The organism is Rhodanobacter sp. BL-MT-08 (genome assembly GCF_054161255.1).
Genome location: NZ_CP167872.1, coordinates 2,466,482 through 2,482,724, shown reverse-complemented (window position 1 = coordinate 2,482,724; position 16,243 = coordinate 2,466,482). Strand labels below are relative to the sequence as shown.

Genomic DNA, 16,243 nt, shown 5'->3' with positions numbered 1-16,243 from the left:
CCGACGTTAGCGCCTGGGTTCCTCCTCATTCTTCTCAATCAGGAAGAAGCAGAAAACGTGACCACAAACATTCTGGAAATGCAGGGCATCACGAAGACGTTTCCAGGCGTCAAGGCCTTGCAAAACGTCTCGCTCGGCGTCAAGCGTGGCCATATTCACGCCGTTTGCGGCGAGAATGGCGCAGGTAAATCGACCCTCATGAAGGTGCTCAGCGGCGTGTATCCCGCGGGCAGTTTTGAGGGACAGATCGTCTTCGAAGACGCCAAGGTCGATTTCAGGAACATCAATGATTCCGAGGCCGCCGGCATCGTCATCATTCACCAGGAGCTGGCGCTCAGCCCGTACCTGTCTATCGCCGAGAACATCTTTCTCGGCAACGAGCAGCAGACGAAGGGCTGGATCGACTGGAACAAGACCAACCTCGAGGCTTCCAAGCTGCTCGCGCGGGTGGGCCTGAAAGACAATCCGATCACCAAGATCACCGATATCGGCGTGGGCAAACAGCAGCTGGTCGAGATTGCGAAGGCGCTTTCCAAGCGGGTGAAGCTGCTTATTCTAGATGAGCCGACAGCGGCTCTGAACGACGAGGATTCGGCGCACCTGCTCGGGCTGATCAAGCAGCTGCAGAGCCAGGGCATCACCTCGATCATCATCAGCCACAAGTTGAACGAGATCAAGGCGATTGCCGACGCCGTGACGATCATCCGGGACGGTCGAACGATCGAAACCCTCGACATGCATGCCGATGAAATCACCGAAGAGCGGATCATCAAGGGCATGGTTGGGCGTGAGCTCGAAAGCCGCTACCCGGATCACGCGCCGACGATCGGTGAGGAGCTGCTGCGGATCGAACACTGGAATGTGTTCCATCCCATCGACACGACGCGCCAGATTGTCAAGGACGCCTCGATCACCGTTCGCGCCGGGGAAATCGTCGGCATTGCCGGGCTGATGGGGGCAGGGCGCACCGAGCTGGCGATGAGCCTGTTCGGCAAGAGCTACGGCGTGAAGATCAGCGGCAAGGTTTTCAAGCGCGGCGTCGAAATCGATACGGGCACAGTATCGAAAGCGATTCAGCACGGCATCGCCTATGCGACGGAGGACCGCAAGCGCTACGGGCTCAACCTGATCGACGACATTACCCGCAATGTATCGGGTTCGGCGCTGGGAAAGCTGGCGGGTTTGTTTGGTTTTGTCGACGACCACAAGGAAGCGACCGTCGCCGGGAAATACCTCAAGAGCCTCAACATCAAGGCGCCGAGCGTCGACTCGATCACCGGAAAACTGTCCGGCGGCAACCAGCAGAAAGTCGTGCTGTCGAAGTGGATGTACGCCGATCCGGATGTGCTCATCCTCGACGAGCCGACGCGCGGCATCGACGTCGGTGCCAAGTACGAGATCTATACCATCATCAACCGGCTCGCCGACGAGGGCAAAGGCGTGATCATGATCTCGTCGGAGCTGCCGGAGCTGCTCGGCGTGTGCGACCGTATCTATACCCTCGCCGAGGGGCGCATCACCGCCGATGTTCCGCGCTCGCAGGCGACCGCCGAATTCCTTATGCAGCACATGACAAGAGAGCGGGAGAGAACCACCAGTGACAACGTCTAACGAAGTGGCGAAGCCCGTCAGCGAGGCACGCAATGTACTGAGTTACCTCACCGGCCAACTTCGCCAGGTGGGCCTGTTCAGCGCCCTGATCGTGATCGTGCTGTTTTTCCAGATCACTACACATGGCATCACGCTGCGCCCGATCAACGTTTCGAACCTGGTCATCCAGAACAGCTACATCCTGATTCTGGCGATCGGTATGGTGATGGTCATCATCGCCGGTCACATCGATCTGTCCGTCGGTTCGGTGGTGGCCTTCGTCGGCGCCATGGCCGGCGTCATGATTACCGAATGGCATATCGCGTGGCCTATTGCGATCGTGCTGTGCCTGATTCTTGGCGCACTGGTCGGTGCCTGGCAGGGATTCTGGATCGCGTACTTTCGAATACCGGCCTTCATTGTCACCCTGGCCGGCATGCTGGTGTTTCGCGGCGCCGCGCAGATCGCGCTGCAGAACCAGCAGATATCGCCCTTTCCGGATGCCTTCCGCCGGTTGGGCTCCGGCTTTCTGCCGAGCTTCGGTACCAGTGGCTACGAGCCGCTGACGCTCGCGCTGGGTGCGCTGGCGTCGATCGTGCTGATTGCGGGTGCGGTTCGTCAGCGTCTGGCCCGTCACAAATACGGGCTGGAATCGCAGCCGCTGTGGTGGTTTGTCCTCAAACTGGCCTTCGGCGCGTTCCTTATCCTCTACATCGCCTTTCTGCTGGCGAGCTACAACGGCACGCCGATCGTGCTGGTGATCCTGGGTCTGCTCATCGTCATCTATGCGGCGGTGATGGCGCGTTCGGTCTTTGGGCGCCACGTCTATGCGATCGGCGGCAACCTGCATGCGGCGGCGCTCTCCGGCGTGAAGACGCAGCGCGTTACCTTTCTGCTGTTCGTCAATATGGGCGTGATCTCGGCGCTGGCCGGGCTGGTATTCACCGCGCAGCTCAATCTCGCGAGTCCCAGCGCCGGTTCGGGCTTCGAGCTCGACTCGATCGCGGCCGTATTCATCGGCGGCGCCGCGGTCACCGGCGGCATCGGTACCGTGACGGGAGCGATCGTCGGTGGACTCATCATCGGACTGTTGAACAACGGCATGTCGATTCTTGGTGTCGGCACGGAATACCAGTCGCTGATCAAGGGACTCGTGCTGCTGGCCGCCGTGGCATTCGACGTCTACAACAAGCGCCGCACCGGCGGCCGCTGAAACGGCAGGTGTCGGTCGATGCAGCTCAGGCCTGCATCGACTGGCGCGTATCTTCCAGCGCCAGCTCCACCAGCACCCGCATCGCCTCGCTCGCGGCGGCCGGGTCGCTTGCGGCAATCGCATCGAGCACGCGACGATGGTCGGGGATGGGGTTGCGCGGCAGTTCGCGCTGGCGATGCTTGAACTGCGTGGTCCAGCTCACGGCGGCGCATACGCTCGCACTGAGGACGATCAACGCATCGTTCCCGGTGGCATGCAAAATCGCGTTGTGAAAATCACGGTCGGCCATGCGGCCGGCTTCGCTGGCCAGCGTGTGCCGCGTCATGCCGGCCAGCGCGTCGCGCATGCTCTTCAGTGCGGCCTTGTCGCGTCGCTCCGCTGCCAGCGCGGCGGCGGCAGGCTCGACGATGGCGCGGAGCTCGAACAGGCTGCGGACAAAGGCGACGTCCGGTTGCCCTGCAAAGGCCCAGCCCAGTACATCCGGGTCGAGCAGATTCCAGCGGTTTCTCGGCAGAACGCGAGTGCCTGCCTTGGGCCGGCTTTCGACCAACCCCTTGGCGGCAAGCACCTGGATGGCCTCACGGTACGCGCTGCGCGATACGTCAAGCAGCTCGGCGAACACGATTTCTCCGGAAAGCACTTGGCCCGGAAGATATTCCCCGGCCAAGATCGCCGCCCCCAGCTTGTGGGCGATCGCGCCGTACAGGCGGCGACCGGTCCCGCGAGGCTCGCGCGCACGCTTGATGGGTTCTGCTGGCGTGATTGTCTTGCTCAAGAGTTCACCCCTCGGTAACGAGTTGCAATGTTGCACGGCACGCACGCTCGGAAATCTTAGGAAACCGCCGGCATTGCAAAACCAGCATACGCGCCTTAACCTAATTGTCTGAGTAATAAATGGCGGTGAGCATAATGTCGAACGACGGCAAGACCCAACTGACGGATGACGCGACAATGGATTTCCACTCGATCGATGCCGCGACCGGTCAGCCTTTCGGCCCTGGTTTTGCAGTCGACGGCATCGCCGAAGTCAATGCGGCCTGTTTGGCAGCCGAGGCGGGATTCGACGCCTACCGTGCGACCAATGCCGAAGCCCGGGCGGTGTTTCTCGAGCGCATCGGCACCGAAATTCTAGCATTGGGCGACGATCTGATCGTCACCGCGATGCGCGAAAGCGGCCTGCCGCGCGCCCGTCTCGAGGGCGAGCGCGGCCGCACGGTCAACCAGCTGAAGCTGTTCGCCGGTGTGCTGCGGCGCGGCGACTGGATGGGCCTGCGGATCGACCCGGCGAACCCGGGCACGACGGCGCCAGCGCGCGCCGACCTGCGCCTGCGACGGATCCCGCTGGGGCCGGTGGCCGTGTTCGGCGCGTCCAATTTTCCGCTGGCCTTTTCCACGGCCGGTGGCGACACCGCTTCGGCGCTGGCGGCGGGCTGCACGGTCGTGGTCAAGGGTCATCCGGCGCATCCGGCGACGGGCGCCATGGTTGCCGATGCGATACATGCGGCGGTGAAGGCCAGCGGCCTGCCGTCCGGCGTGTTTTCTCATCTGGTCGGTCCGGGCATCGAACTGGGTGCAGCACTGGTCAAGCATCCTGCCATCACGGCGGTGGGCTTTACCGGATCGCGCGCCGGTGGCTTGGCGCTGGTCAAACTGGCGCAAGCGCGCGAGGTTCCGATTCCCGTTTATGCCGAGATGTCGAGCATCAACCCCGTGCTGCTGTTACCCGAAGCGCTGCGCGCGCGCGGTGCTGCGCTTGGCAAGGCCTTTGTCGGATCGCTGACGATGGGCGCCGGCCAGTTTTGTACCAACCCTGGCCTGCTGCTGGCGGTCGAGGGCGATGGGCTTGATGCCTTCGTGTCGGCGGCCGCCGAAGCGGTCTCGGGCGCCGCCGCGCAGACCATGCTGACGAGCGCCATTCACTCGGCCTACGAACACGCGATCGACGCGCTTCACCAGCATGGCCAGGTGCAGACCATTGCCCAGGGTCCGGCGGCCGACGGTGGCAACGCCGGTCGCGCGGCCCTGTTCTCGACCAGCGGCCGGTCGTTTTTGTCTGACAAGGTATTGGGGCATGAAGTCTTCGGCGCGTCGTCCTTGCTCGTTCGCTGCGCCGATGAGGCCGAGCTGAAGGCGGTGCTGGCGGCGGCGGAAGGGCAGCTGACCACCACGCTGCAGATGGATGATGGCGATATCGATTTGGCCGCGCGGCTGCTGCCGCTGCTGGAACGCCGCAGCGGACGCATCGTCGTCAACGGCTGGCCGACCGGCGTCGAGGTGACGCATGCGATGGTGCACGGCGGACCGTATCCGGCCACCTCCGATGGACGATCGACTTCCGTCGGCAGCCTGGCCATCGATCGATTTCTGCGGCCGGTCTCCTACCAGAATTTCCCGCCGCAGCTGCTACCCGCCGTGCTGCGCGATGACGCCGGGCTGCCGCGACTGCTCGATGGCATTGCCACGCACGGATGATCGTCGTCCGCATGCCACGCCTTACCGCACTTCGTAAATTGGCGAGTGCCGCATCTCCATTAAGAGAGGAACAACATGACCTTGCGCCTTCTGCAGCATCGTGACGCGAGCGGCCATCGCTCCGTCGTCGCCTCCACCGGCAGCGGCGACGCCTTTGTGGTGGGCGTCGACAGCGTGCGAGCGCTGGCGCAGCTGGCGATCACCATGGGCACAGACCTCGCTGGCGCGGTGGCCGACTGCGGCTTTGGCGAGTCGGTGGACGTCGCTGCCGAATTGGCCGCTGGCCGGCTGCTGGCGCCGATCGATCACCCGGATCCGGCGCACCTGTTCATGACGGGTACGGGCCTGACCCATCTGGGCTCTGCCGAAGGCCGCGACAAGATGCATCGCGCAGCAGCAGCGGCCGAAAAGCAGACCGACTCGATGCGGATATTTCTCGAAGGTGTCGAAGGCGGCAAGCCGGCCGCCGGGGAAGTCGGCAGTCAGCCGGAATGGTTCTACAAGGGCAACGGGTTCGGCCTGGTCGGTCCCGGCCAGCCGCTGACGTTGCCATCGTTCGCGAAAGACGGCGGCGAAGAGCCCGAGCTGGCGGGCATTTATCTCATTGGCGAAGACGGCACGCCGTTTCGCCTTGGCGTGTGCCTGGCCAATGAGTTCAGCGATCACGTCACCGAGCGCCACAACTATCTCTGGCTGGCACACTCCAAGCTGCGGCAGGCGGCGCTGGGCCCGGAGTTGCTGGTCGGTCCGATGCCGGCGCAAATCGAAGGCGCCAGCCGCATTCGGCGCGGAGACGCGGTACTGTGGGAGAAGCCCTTCCTCTCCGGCGAGGAAAACATGTCGCACAGCTTCGCCAATCTTGAGGCGCATCATTTCAAGTACGACGTATTTCGCCAGCCGGGCGATGTTCACGTGCATTTTTTTGGCACCGCCACACTGTCGTTCTCCGACGGCATAAAAACGCAGGAGGGTGATCAGTTCGAGATCGAGGCGGCACCGTTCACCCTGCCGCTGCGCAATCGACTGGCGATCGCCTCGGGCCAGACGTTCAGCATCAAGGCGCTTTGAGATGGGTCCGATACGAGTGGCGGTGATCGGCCTGGGCAAGATTGCCCGCGATCAGCATCTTTCTGCGCTCGCCGGCAATGACGCTTTCCGTCTGAAGGCTGTGGTGGATCCAAGCAGCAGCTCGGACATCGAGGGCGTTACTCGTTTCGATACGCTCGACGCGCTGTTCAACGATGGCCCTGCGGTAGACGCCGTAGTCCTTTGCACGCCGCCGCAGGTTCGCCATGAGCTGGCGGCGAGAGCGCTGGCGCGGGGCATCCACGTTTTTCTCGAAAAGCCTCCCGGCGCCACGCTCGCCGAAGTGGCGGCGCTGGAAAAGCAGGCCAGTGTCAGTGGCCTGACCCTTTTTGCCGGCTGGCACTCGCGTTACGCCGGTGGCGTGGAGCCGGCGCGCGCATGGCTGGCCGAGCGGCGTATCGAGCGCGTGTCGATCGTCTGGCGCGAGGACGTTCGCGTTTGGCATCCGGGGCAGGCATGGATCTGGGAACCGGGTGGTCTGGGCGTATTCGACCCCGGCATCAATGCTTTGTCGATTGCCACGCGCATCCTGCCGCGCGCGTTCTTTCTGCGCTCCGCCGTCCTCTCGACGCCGGCCAATCGCGCGGCGCCGATCGCCGCCGAGATGACGTTCACGGATACCGCCGGCGTCGAGATAGCGATGGATCTGGACTGGCGCCAGACCGGCCCGCAGAGTTGGGACATCGTGGTCGAGACCGATACCGGCACGTTGAAACTAGCCAACGGTGGCGCGGTTCTTGAGCTGCCGAATGGTGTCGAGCGCGCCGAAGATCGCGAGTACGCCGGGTTATATGCGCGTTTTGCAAGCTTGATTCGCGACGGTGCCAGTGATGTCGATACGGCTCCGCTGCGCCTGGTGGCCGACGCGTTCCTGCTCGGGCGTCGAAAAACGGTTGAGGCGTTTGAGGACTGATGGATCTCGGACAAGTGATTTAGGCTGCGCGCAGTTCGGTCAGCCCATCATTTCTAGCCAAACCATGGCGCTGGCGAGCGCTGGGACCAAGCCGGCAGCGCTGACCGCTGGTTGTCGTCTGCTATTATGGCGGGTCGAAAAACCGGTAAGAGCGAACCCATGATCGAGACCAATCCCATCCTCGCGCAGATTGCGGACCTCAGCGGCCGCGTCGAGTCGCTTCGGGGGTATCTTTGACTACGCCACCAAGCGTGAGCGTCTCGAAGAAGTAAGCCGCGAGCTGGAAAGCCCCACCATCTGGGACGATCCGGCACGCGCGCAGGAGCTGGGCCGCGAACGCGCCCGCCTGGACGATATCGTCAGCGGCATCGATAGCCTCACCGCCGGTCTCACCGATGCCCGTGAGCTGCTCGAGATGGCCATTGCCGACGGCGACGAGGAAACCGCCCAGTCGGTCGTCGCCGACGTGGCGCGACTCGATGGCCAGATCAGCAAGCTGGAATTCCAGCGCATGTTCTCCGGCAAGATGGACGCGACCAACGCCTTCGTCGATATCCAGGCTGGCGCCGGCGGCACCGAGGCGCAGGACTGGGCCGAAATGCTGCTGCGCATGTACCTGCGCTGGTGCGAGTCGCGCGGCTGGCAGACCGAGCTGATGGAAGTCTCCGGTGGCGACGTCGCCGGGATCAAATCCGCCACGTTCCGGGTAGAAGGCGATTACGCCTACGGCTGGCTGAAGACCGAGATCGGCGTGCACCGCCTGGTGCGCAAGTCGCCGTTCGATTCAGACAACCGCCGCCACACCAGCTTCACGTCGGTCTTCGTTTCGCCGGAAGTCGACGACGACATCGACATCGACATCAACCCAGCCGACCTGAAGACCGACGTCTACCGCTCTTCCGGCGCCGGCGGCCAGCACGTCAACAAGACCGAATCGGCGGTGCGCATCACGCACATCCCGACCAATACGGTCGTCGCCTGCCAGACTGGCCGCAGCCAGCACGCCAACCGCGCCACCGCGATGAAGATGCTGGCGGCCAAGCTGTACGAGCTGGAAGTGCAGAAGCGCAATGTCGAACGCGACGCGCTGGAAGCCACCAAGTCCGACATCGGCTGGGGCAGCCAGATCCGAAACTACGTGCTCGACCAGAGCCGCATCAAGGATCTGCGCACCGGCATCGAGCGGACGGATACGCAGAAGGTGCTCGACGGTGACTTGGATGATTTCATTGAGGCGAGCTTGAAGTCCGGCTTGGAAGCGGGTTCCAAGCGTTCGGATGCTTGATCGGATGCGTTGGCAGGACTAAGGTATGGGTGCCCATATCCTTGTATAAGGGGAGCCATATGAAAACCACCATCGAGATAAACGATTCGCTTCTCAAGCGCGCCCGCAGCGTCAGCCAGCGCGAAGGAACAACGCTGCGCGCGTTAGTGGAGCAGGGCCTGCAGCACGTTCTGGGCGAAGCGACCCATCGAAGCGCGCCAAAGGCCATCGAGTCGCTGGTGTTCGATGGTACGGCGGGCTTTACAGAAGCTTTTGCCGACGCCTCGTGGAGCAAGATCAAAGAAGAGAGCCGTCGCCGATGATCGCCGTTGACACCAATATCCTGGTGTACGCTCATCGCCCCGATTACGCGCAGCAGCATGAGCCAGCTTTGTTTGCCATCAACACTCTGGCCAATAGCCGCCGCCCCTGGGCCATCCCGTGGCCCTGTGTGCACGAATTCATCGGCAACGTGACCAACTGCCGTATTTATAAAGTTCCCACGACGATGCACGCCGCACTGGAGGCCGTATCGGTGTGGCTGGCCAGCGACCAGGTACAGTTACTGCACGAAAGCGCCGGGCACTTCTTGACGTTTTCTGAACTCTGCATCGATGCCGATGTGAGCGGTTCACAGGTACACGATGCTCGCATTGCGGCGATCTGCATCGATCACGGCGTCAGCCAGCTGTGGACAGCCGACCGTGATTTTCTTCGCTACCACTCGCGCCTGCCGGTGCGCAATCCACTAAAGAACTCTTTTCATGTCTGATGAATCCGAAGGCCCGATCGACGAAAACCGCCTCATCGCCGAGCGTCGCGAGAAACTGACTGCGCTGCGCGGGCAGGGCATCGCGTTTCCGAACGACTTCAAGATCGACAGCTTTACCGGCGATCTGCAAGCCGAGTTCGCCGATAAGGACGTCCAGACGGCTGAAGCGATCGAGGCGGCAGCGCGGCGGGTGAAGGTCGCCGGTCGCATCGTGCTCAAGCGCGTGCAGGGCAAGGTCAGCTTCGTGCAGCTGCAGGATTACACCGGGCGCATCCAGCTGTTCATCCATCAGGGCACGGTGGGCGAGGCGTACGAGGCCTTCAAGGGCTGGGACGTCGGCGACATCATCGGCGCCGAAGGCGTGCTCATGCGCACCAAGACCGGCGAGCTCTCCGTGCGTGCCGACAGCCTGCGCCTGCTGACCAAGAGCCTGCGTCCGCTGCCAGATAAATTTCATGGCCTGGCCGACGTGGAGCAGCGTTACCGTCAGCGCTATGTCGACCTGATCGTGACCGAAGAGGCGCGCCGCACCTTTGTCACGCGCTCGAAGATCATCGGCTTCATGCGCCAGTGGCTGGAAGCGCCGCCGCGTCGCTTCATGGAGGTCGAGACGCCGATGATGCACGTGATTCCTGGCGGCGCCACGGCCAAGCCGTTCATCACGCATCACAACGCGCTGGACATGGACCTGTATCTGCGTGTGGCGCCGGAACTCTATCTGAAGCGGCTGGTGGTCGGCGGTTTCGATCGCGTATACGAGATCAACCGCAATTTTCGCAACGAGGGCGTGTCGACCCGGCACAACCCCGAGTTCACCATGCTGGAGCTGTATCAGGCCTACGCCACGTATCACGAGATCATGGACCTCACCGAATCGGTGATCCGCGATACGGCGCAGAGCGTTCTCGGTACGACGCAGCTGACCTGGGACGGCGCCGAGATCGACGTCGGTCCGGCCTTCCGCCGCTGGCGCATGGAAGACGCCGTGCTGGAGCACAACCCCGAGATCAAGCGTGAAGAGCTGCGCAACCGCGATGCCATGGCAGCACATGCCGCGCGCCTAAAGGTGCAGGTCAAGCCCGGCTACGGTTGGGGCAAGCTGCTGCTGGAAATTTTCGAGAAGACCGTCGAGCACACGCTGATCCAGCCGACCTTCATCACTCAGCATCCAGTCGAGGTGTCGCCGCTGTCGCGCGAGAGCGACACCGACAAGGGCATCACCGACCGCTTCGAGCTATTCGTCAATGGCAAGGAGCTCGCCAACGGCTTCTCCGAGTTGAACGATCCGGAAGATCAGGCCGCGCGCTTCCAGGCGCAGGTTGACGCCAAGGACGCCGGCGACGACGAAGCCATGCATTTCGATGCCGATTACATTCGCGCGCTGGAAGTCGGCCTGCCGCCCACCGGCGGCCTGGGCATCGGCATCGATCGAGTGGTGATGCTGCTGACCGGATCAGCGTCGATCCGCGACGTGCTGCTGTTCCCCTATATGCGCCCGGAGGCCTGAGATGTGGTTTGCCATCGTTGCTAATGACGTTCCCCATTCGCTCGAAGCTCGAGTCGCCAACCGCCCGCCACATCTGGCGCGGCTGCAGCACATGAACGACGAAGGTCGACTGCTGCTGGCCGGTCCGTTTCCGGCGATCGCCTCGGAAGATCCGGGTCCAGCCGGTTTTACCGGCAGCCTCATCGTTGCCGAATTCGCCTCGCTGGAAGAAGCCGAAAGCTGGGCTAAGGCCGATCCCTATATGGCCGCCGGCGTCTACGCAGACGTCAAAGTGCGGCCGTTCCGCAAGACGTTGCCGAGCGCGTGAGCAGCGCGCCGGCCATGACGCCGATGGTGGATGAGATTCGCCGTCGCCTGGAACTCGCCTTCGCGCCGACCGCGCTTGAGGTGCTGGACGAGGGCTACAAGCACGCTTCCCACGGCAATGCCGGCAAGGGGCATTTCCATGTGCGCATCGTCAGCGCAGCCTTCGCGGGCAGGCTGCCGCTGCAGCGACACCGCATGGTTTATGCGGCGATGGAAGGGCTGATGGACAACGGCATCCACGCGCTCTCGATCGACGCAACTGATAAATAATCAGTTATAACAATAAGATAAGTATATTATCTAAGGTTTTTCTCCAGCGCAAACGCGTTGCAGCCCCGTCTCTGGTTTGGCACAGTGACGAGTCGCCTGACTGAAGGCGTTACCCGATGACCCCATTGATGACCGCATGCGCCTGACCACCATCAAACTTGCCGGTTTCAAGTCCTTTGTGGACCCGACCACCCTGCAGCTGCCGAGCAATATGATCGGCGTGGTGGGTCCGAACGGTTGCGGCAAGTCCAATATCATCGACGCGATCCGCTGGGTCATGGGCGAGAGCGCGGCCAGCCGACTGCGCGGCGATTCGCTGACGGACGTGATTTTCTCCGGCTCCAATTCGCGCAAGCCGGTGGGTCAGGCCACGGTCGAGCTGATCTTCGATAACAGCGACGGTTCGGTGCAGGGCGAGTACGGCCAGTACGCCGAGATCTCGGTGAAGCGCCAGGTCACCCGCGACGGCCAGTCGGCCTATTATTTGAACGGCACGCGCTGTCGTCGACGCGACATCACCGATCTGTTCCTCGGCACCGGCCTGGGTCCGCGCAGCTATTCGATTATCGAACAGGGCATGATCAGCCAGATTATCGAGGCGCATCCCGAAGAGCTGCGCACGCATCTGGAAGAGGCCGCCGGCATCTCCAAATACAAGGAGCGCCGCAAGGAAACCGAGAGCCGCATCAAGGCCACCCGCGAAAATCTCGATCGCGTGCGCGACGTGCGCGACGAGGTCGACAAGCAGCTCGATCATCTCAATCGCCAGGCCCGCGCCGCCGAGCGCTGGAAGGCTTTGAAGGAAGAGCAGACGCGCAAGGAAGCCGAGCTGCGCGCGCTGGAATACCGCGGCCTGAAAAGTCAGCACGACGGCGAGGGTGCCGACCTGTCGGCGGCCGAAACCGAAATCGAGAAGCAGCTGGCCGGGCAGCGCCAGATCGAAGCGCAGCTGGAAACCGTGCGCGAACGCCATAGCGGCGCCAGCGAACATCTCAATAGCGTGCAGGCCGAGGTGTACAAGGTCGGCGCCGAGATCGCCCGCGTCGAGCAGCAGGTGCGCTACAGCCGCGAGACCGCCGATCGCCTGCAGCGCGCGCATGCCGATGCCGAGCGCGAGCACGCCGAGCTGGCCGCGCACATCGCTACCGACCGCGAACAGGTCGAAACCCTGCGCACCGCGCTGGCCGAAGGCGAGCCCAAGCTCGAAGCGTTGCAGCAGCTGCAGGATGACACTGCCGAAGCCCAGCGCGAAACCGAAGCCAGGCTGGCCGACTGGCAGCAGCGCTGGGACAGCCATACCCGGCATGCCGGCGAATCCAGCCGCGCGGCGGAAGTCGAGCGCACCAAGCTTAACTACCTCGACCGCCAGAGCATCGATCTGTCCAAGCGCCGCGAGGCGCTGGAAGCGGAGCAGAAGGCGACCGACGTCGCCGCGCTCGACGCGGCCGGCGAGCAGCTGCACGCCGATCACGATACCCAGCGCGAGCGCGTCGAAACGCTCGGCAGCCTGCTCGATCAGCACAAGCTCAGCCACGAAAAAGTGCTCGACGAAGAGCGCCAGGTCCAGTCCAGCCTCAACGAGGCGCGCCAGCAGCTGCAGTCGGCTCGCGGTCGCCATGCGTCGCTGGAAGCGCTGCAGCACGCGGCGCTGGGGCAGGAAGAGAGCGCCGCCAGCGGCTGGCTCAGCCGGCTGGGGCTGAACAGGTCGCGCCGCCTCGGCGAAACCTTGCAGGTCGACGCGGGCTGGGAAACGGCGGTGGAAACCGTGCTGGCCGGTCTGCTCGACGGCGTGCTGGTCGACAGCCCGCTGGGCCTGGTGTCGGAATTCGATAGCCTGGGCGAGGCCGATATCGCCTTGTTGGCGTCCGCCCACGGCGACCAGGGCGCCGCCGACACGCTGGCCGCTCGCGTGCAGGGTCCGATCGCCGCGCTGCAGCTGTTGGCCAACGTGCAGACGGCCGACACGCTGGAGGAAGCGAGCCGGCGCGTGGCGTCGCTGCGCCCCGAGCAGTCCATCATCACCCGCGATGGCGACTGGCTGGCGCCGCAGTGGGCGCGCGTGCGCCGCGCGCAGGGCAATCAGGTCGGCGTGCTGGCGCGCGAGCGCGAGCTGCGCCTGCTGACCGAGCAGATCGCCACGCTGGAAGCGCAGTTGGAAGAAGACGGCGAGCGGCTGGAAAGCCTGCGCACCGGCAAGTTCGAAGTCGAGCGGGCGCGCGACGATGCCCAGCGCGAGCTCTACAACGCGCATCGCAAGCAGTCCGAGCTGGCCGGCCAGCTGCAAAGCCATCGCGGCAAGCTGGAAACCGCGCGTGCGCGTGCCGCCAAGGTCGGCGAAGAGCTCGACGATCTGGCCAACCAGCTCGACGAGCTGCAGGGCCAGACCCGGGAAGCGCGCGCTCGTCTGGACGAATCCGTCGGCCTGATGGGCGATCTGGAAGACGAACGCCGCGCGCTGGAAAACGAGCGGCGCACGCTGCTCGAGGCGCGCGAAGAAGCGCGCATGAATGCGCGCGAGGCCGCCGACCAGTCGCACGCGCTGGCGCTAGGCCTGGAGTCGCGACGTTCATCGCTGTCGTCGCTGGAACAGTCGCTCGCCCGCATGGACGCGCAGCTGGCGCAAATCGCCGCGCGTCGCGCCGACATCGTCGAACAGCTGGCCGCCGGTTCCGATCCGATCGCCGAACTCGAAGCCGAGCGTCAGACCTATTTCGACCAGCGCCTGCTGGTCGACAGGCAGCTGGTCGAAGCGCGCCGCGCGCTGGACGACTGCGACGGCGAATTCCGCCGCCTGGAACAGGAGCGCCAGCGCGCCGAGCACGGCCTCAGCGCCCTGCGCGAAGCGCTGTCGCAAAAGCGGCTGGCGGCGCAGGCGCTGCAGATGCGCGCCGAGCAGCTGGCCGAGGCGATCCGCGAATCCGGTCTGGAACTCGAGACGCTGCTGGCCGAACTGGCCGAGGACATCGACGCCGACCAGTGGCGCCAGCAGCTCGGCGAACTGGGCCAGAAGATCGTGCGGCTGGAGCCGGTCAACCTGGCCGCGATCCAGGAACACGCCGAGCAGAGCGAGCGCAAGACCTATCTCGATAATCAGCTGGCCGATCTGGTCAGCGCGATGGAAACGCTCGAAGGCGCGATCAAGAAGATCGATCGCGAAACCCGCCAGCGTTTCAAGGAGACCTTCGACAAGGTCAACGCCGGGGTGCAGGAGCTATTCCCGCGGCTGTTCGGCGGCGGCCATGCGTATCTGGAGCTGACCGGCGACGACCTGCTCAATACCGGTGTGGCGATCATGGCGCGCCCGCCGGGCAAGCGCGTGTCCAATATCACTCTGTTGTCCGGTGGCGAAAAAGCGCTGACGGCCGTCGCGCTGGTATTCGCCATCTTCGGACTCAACCCGGCGCCGTTCTGCCTGCTGGACGAGGTCGACGCGCCGCTGGACGAGGCCAACGTGGGACGCTTCTCCAGCCTGGTGCGCGAAATGAGCGAAAAAGTGCAGTTCATCTTCATCAGCCACAACAAGGCCACGATGGAAGCGGCCACCCAGCTGTGCGGCGTGACCATGCGCGAGCCGGGCGTGTCGCGACTGGTGCAGGTGGATCTTGCGGAAGCGGCTAAACTCGCAGGCGCCGCATGAGAGCCTGTTTATGATCTCCGCGTGGCCCGCGTTGAGTCGTCGCGCCCGCCTGGCGGTCGCGACGACTCAACGCGGGCCGGGTCGGTTTGACCGCAGGCCGGCGTCATCACTCGGTCGTGTACCGACGTACACTCCCCCGATCTTCCTTGCCCTGCGGTCAAACCGCTCCCGGCGCGGGCGACGTGGAGATCACAAACAGGCTCTGAGGACTTCACGATGACCATGCAACCCGTGCTCGCTTTTGCCTGGAACCCTGCCGTCGGTGTTCCGCTGCTGATCGTCGCTATCATCATCCTGGCGTTGATCTGGCTGTTCGGACAGCCAAAAAAGGAGCAGGGCAAGCGCCGCGTCGTGCCCAGCGCGTCTTCAGGCGAACGTCGGGAGCCCCGCCTCGGGGATGACGACGACATCGGCGACGACCCGCCGTCTTTCAGCGCGCGCGATGCGTCCTACGACGATGCTGCCTTCGACATACCGGTCAAGCCGAAGCAGGGCGAGCTGGATGTCGGCATGCGCGCCGAACTGGAGCGCCTGGGAGCCACCTTGTCCGGCGAGCGTCCGAGCAGCAAGCCGATGCCGTCGAAGCTGATGGGGCATGCGGCATCCATCGTCGATGCGCTGCGCGCGCCCAGCATTCCCGACGAAGACAGCCTTCTGCCGCAGCCGGAGATTTCGGTCGCGCCGCCGGTCGCTCCGGTGCCAGCTTCCGCGCCGGCGCCGAAAATTCCGCCGCGTTCCGATCTTGGTCGACGCCCGGCACAGTTGGCCGTCGAGCGCATCGTCACGCTGTTTGTGGTGGCCCGCGAGGGCGAACACTTCAACGGGCCGAACCTGGTGGTGGCGGCCGAAAAGGCCGGGCTCGAATTCGGCGATATGGGCATCTATCACCGCTTGCTCGAAGGCAAGCGCGAACTCGGCCCGATCTTCAGCGTGGCCAACATGCTGAAGCCGGGCAATTTCGACCTAGTGCGACTCGACGCGCTGCGCACGCCCGGCGTCAGCTTTTTCATGACGCTGCCGGGCCCGCTCTCCGCGCTCGACGCGTGGGACGCGATGCTGCCCACTGCGCAGCGCCTCGCCGAACTCCTCGATGGCCACGTGCTGGACGAGGAGCGTAACGCCCTCGGCCGCCAGCGCATTGCGCATATTCGCGACCAGCTGCGCGGCTGGGATCGCGATCACGAGGGGAAGGAAATTATCTTCGGGCGCTGAC

Annotated in this window: 14 protein-coding genes; 13 read left to right on the top strand and 1 reads right to left on the bottom strand. The window is 64.0% G+C overall.

The window, feature by feature from the left end; genetic code table 11:
* Positions 1 to 57: 57 nt before the first annotated feature.
* Together mmsA and mmsB are read left to right on the top strand one after the other, a co-directional pair.
* Positions 58 to 1,611, top strand: coding sequence for a multiple monosaccharide ABC transporter ATP-binding protein (mmsA, locus tag ACDK93_RS10855; RefSeq protein ID WP_458068568.1), 1,554 nt, complete (start codon positions 58 to 60; stop codon positions 1,609 to 1,611).
* Complete coding sequence (mmsB, locus tag ACDK93_RS10850; protein ID WP_458068567.1) at positions 1,598 to 2,803, top strand: multiple monosaccharide ABC transporter permease; 1,206 nt, start codon at positions 1,598 to 1,600, stop codon at positions 2,801 to 2,803. Before mmsA ends, mmsB begins: the two co-directional genes overlap by 14 nt.
* Before the next feature lie 25 nt (positions 2,804 to 2,828).
* Here mmsB and ACDK93_RS10845 read toward each other — a convergent pair whose 3' ends face one another.
* On the bottom strand, positions 2,829 to 3,623 hold the full coding sequence (locus ACDK93_RS10845; protein ID WP_458068566.1) for a FadR/GntR family transcriptional regulator: 795 nt from the start codon (positions 3,621 to 3,623) through the stop codon (positions 2,829 to 2,831).
* Positions 3,624 to 3,697: 74 nt separating this feature from the next.
* Here ACDK93_RS10845 and ACDK93_RS10840 point away from each other — a divergent pair, with 74 nt between their 5' ends.
* The 11 genes from ACDK93_RS10840 to zipA all read left to right on the top strand — a co-directional run bounded on the left by ACDK93_RS10840 (position 3,698) and on the right by zipA (position 16,242).
* Positions 3,698 to 5,275 carry an aldehyde dehydrogenase (NADP(+)) gene (locus tag ACDK93_RS10840; protein ID WP_458068564.1) on the top strand — a complete coding sequence of 526 codons (1,578 nt, stop codon included), beginning with the start codon at positions 3,698 to 3,700 and terminating at the stop codon, positions 5,273 to 5,275.
* 75 nt (positions 5,276 to 5,350) lie between these two features.
* The gene (araD1, locus tag ACDK93_RS10835) at positions 5,351 to 6,343 is read left to right on the top strand and encodes an AraD1 family protein (protein WP_458068562.1); all 993 of its coding nucleotides are present in this window, start codon (positions 5,351 to 5,353) and stop codon (positions 6,341 to 6,343) included.
* A gap of 1 nt (position 6,344) precedes the next feature.
* On the top strand, positions 6,345 to 7,274 hold the full coding sequence (locus ACDK93_RS10830; protein WP_458068561.1) for a Gfo/Idh/MocA family protein: 930 nt from the start codon (positions 6,345 to 6,347) through the stop codon (positions 7,272 to 7,274).
* A 159-nt stretch (positions 7,275 to 7,433) separates the two neighbouring features.
* Positions 7,434 to 8,559 (top strand): peptide chain release factor 2 gene (gene prfB / locus ACDK93_RS10825; RefSeq protein ID WP_458068559.1). Its coding sequence is split into 2 segments (ribosomal slippage): positions 7,434 to 7,508 and positions 7,510 to 8,559, totalling 1,125 coding nucleotides; the frame shifts between segments, so codons are not numbered across the junction.
* Positions 8,560 to 8,618: 59 nt separating this feature from the next.
* On the top strand, positions 8,619 to 8,861 hold the full coding sequence (locus ACDK93_RS10820; protein WP_458068557.1) for a type II toxin-antitoxin system VapB family antitoxin: 243 nt from the start codon (positions 8,619 to 8,621) through the stop codon (positions 8,859 to 8,861).
* Complete coding sequence (locus ACDK93_RS10815; protein ID WP_458068556.1) at positions 8,858 to 9,310, top strand: TA system VapC family ribonuclease toxin; 453 nt, start codon at positions 8,858 to 8,860, stop codon at positions 9,308 to 9,310. The genes ACDK93_RS10820 and ACDK93_RS10815 overlap by 4 nt, the downstream gene beginning before the upstream one ends.
* Positions 9,303 to 10,817, top strand: coding sequence for a lysine--tRNA ligase (lysS, locus tag ACDK93_RS10810; protein WP_458068555.1), 1,515 nt, complete (start codon positions 9,303 to 9,305; stop codon positions 10,815 to 10,817). The genes ACDK93_RS10815 and lysS overlap by 8 nt, the downstream gene beginning before the upstream one ends.
* A gap of 1 nt (position 10,818) precedes the next feature.
* Positions 10,819 to 11,124, top strand: coding sequence for a YciI family protein (locus ACDK93_RS10805; protein ID WP_458068553.1), 306 nt, complete (start codon positions 10,819 to 10,821; stop codon positions 11,122 to 11,124).
* A gap of 23 nt (positions 11,125 to 11,147) precedes the next feature.
* On the top strand, positions 11,148 to 11,393 hold the full coding sequence (locus ACDK93_RS10800) for a BolA family protein (RefSeq protein ID WP_458072426.1): 246 nt from the start codon (positions 11,148 to 11,150) through the stop codon (positions 11,391 to 11,393).
* A gap of 136 nt (positions 11,394 to 11,529) precedes the next feature.
* Positions 11,530 to 15,030 carry a chromosome segregation protein SMC gene (gene smc, locus ACDK93_RS10795; protein WP_458068552.1) on the top strand — a complete coding sequence of 1,167 codons (3,501 nt, stop codon included), beginning with the start codon at positions 11,530 to 11,532 and terminating at the stop codon, positions 15,028 to 15,030.
* 216 nt (positions 15,031 to 15,246) lie between these two features.
* The gene (gene zipA, locus ACDK93_RS10790; RefSeq protein ID WP_458068550.1) at positions 15,247 to 16,242 is read left to right on the top strand and encodes a cell division protein ZipA; all 996 of its coding nucleotides are present in this window, start codon (positions 15,247 to 15,249) and stop codon (positions 16,240 to 16,242) included.
* Position 16,243: the final 1 nt, after the last annotated feature.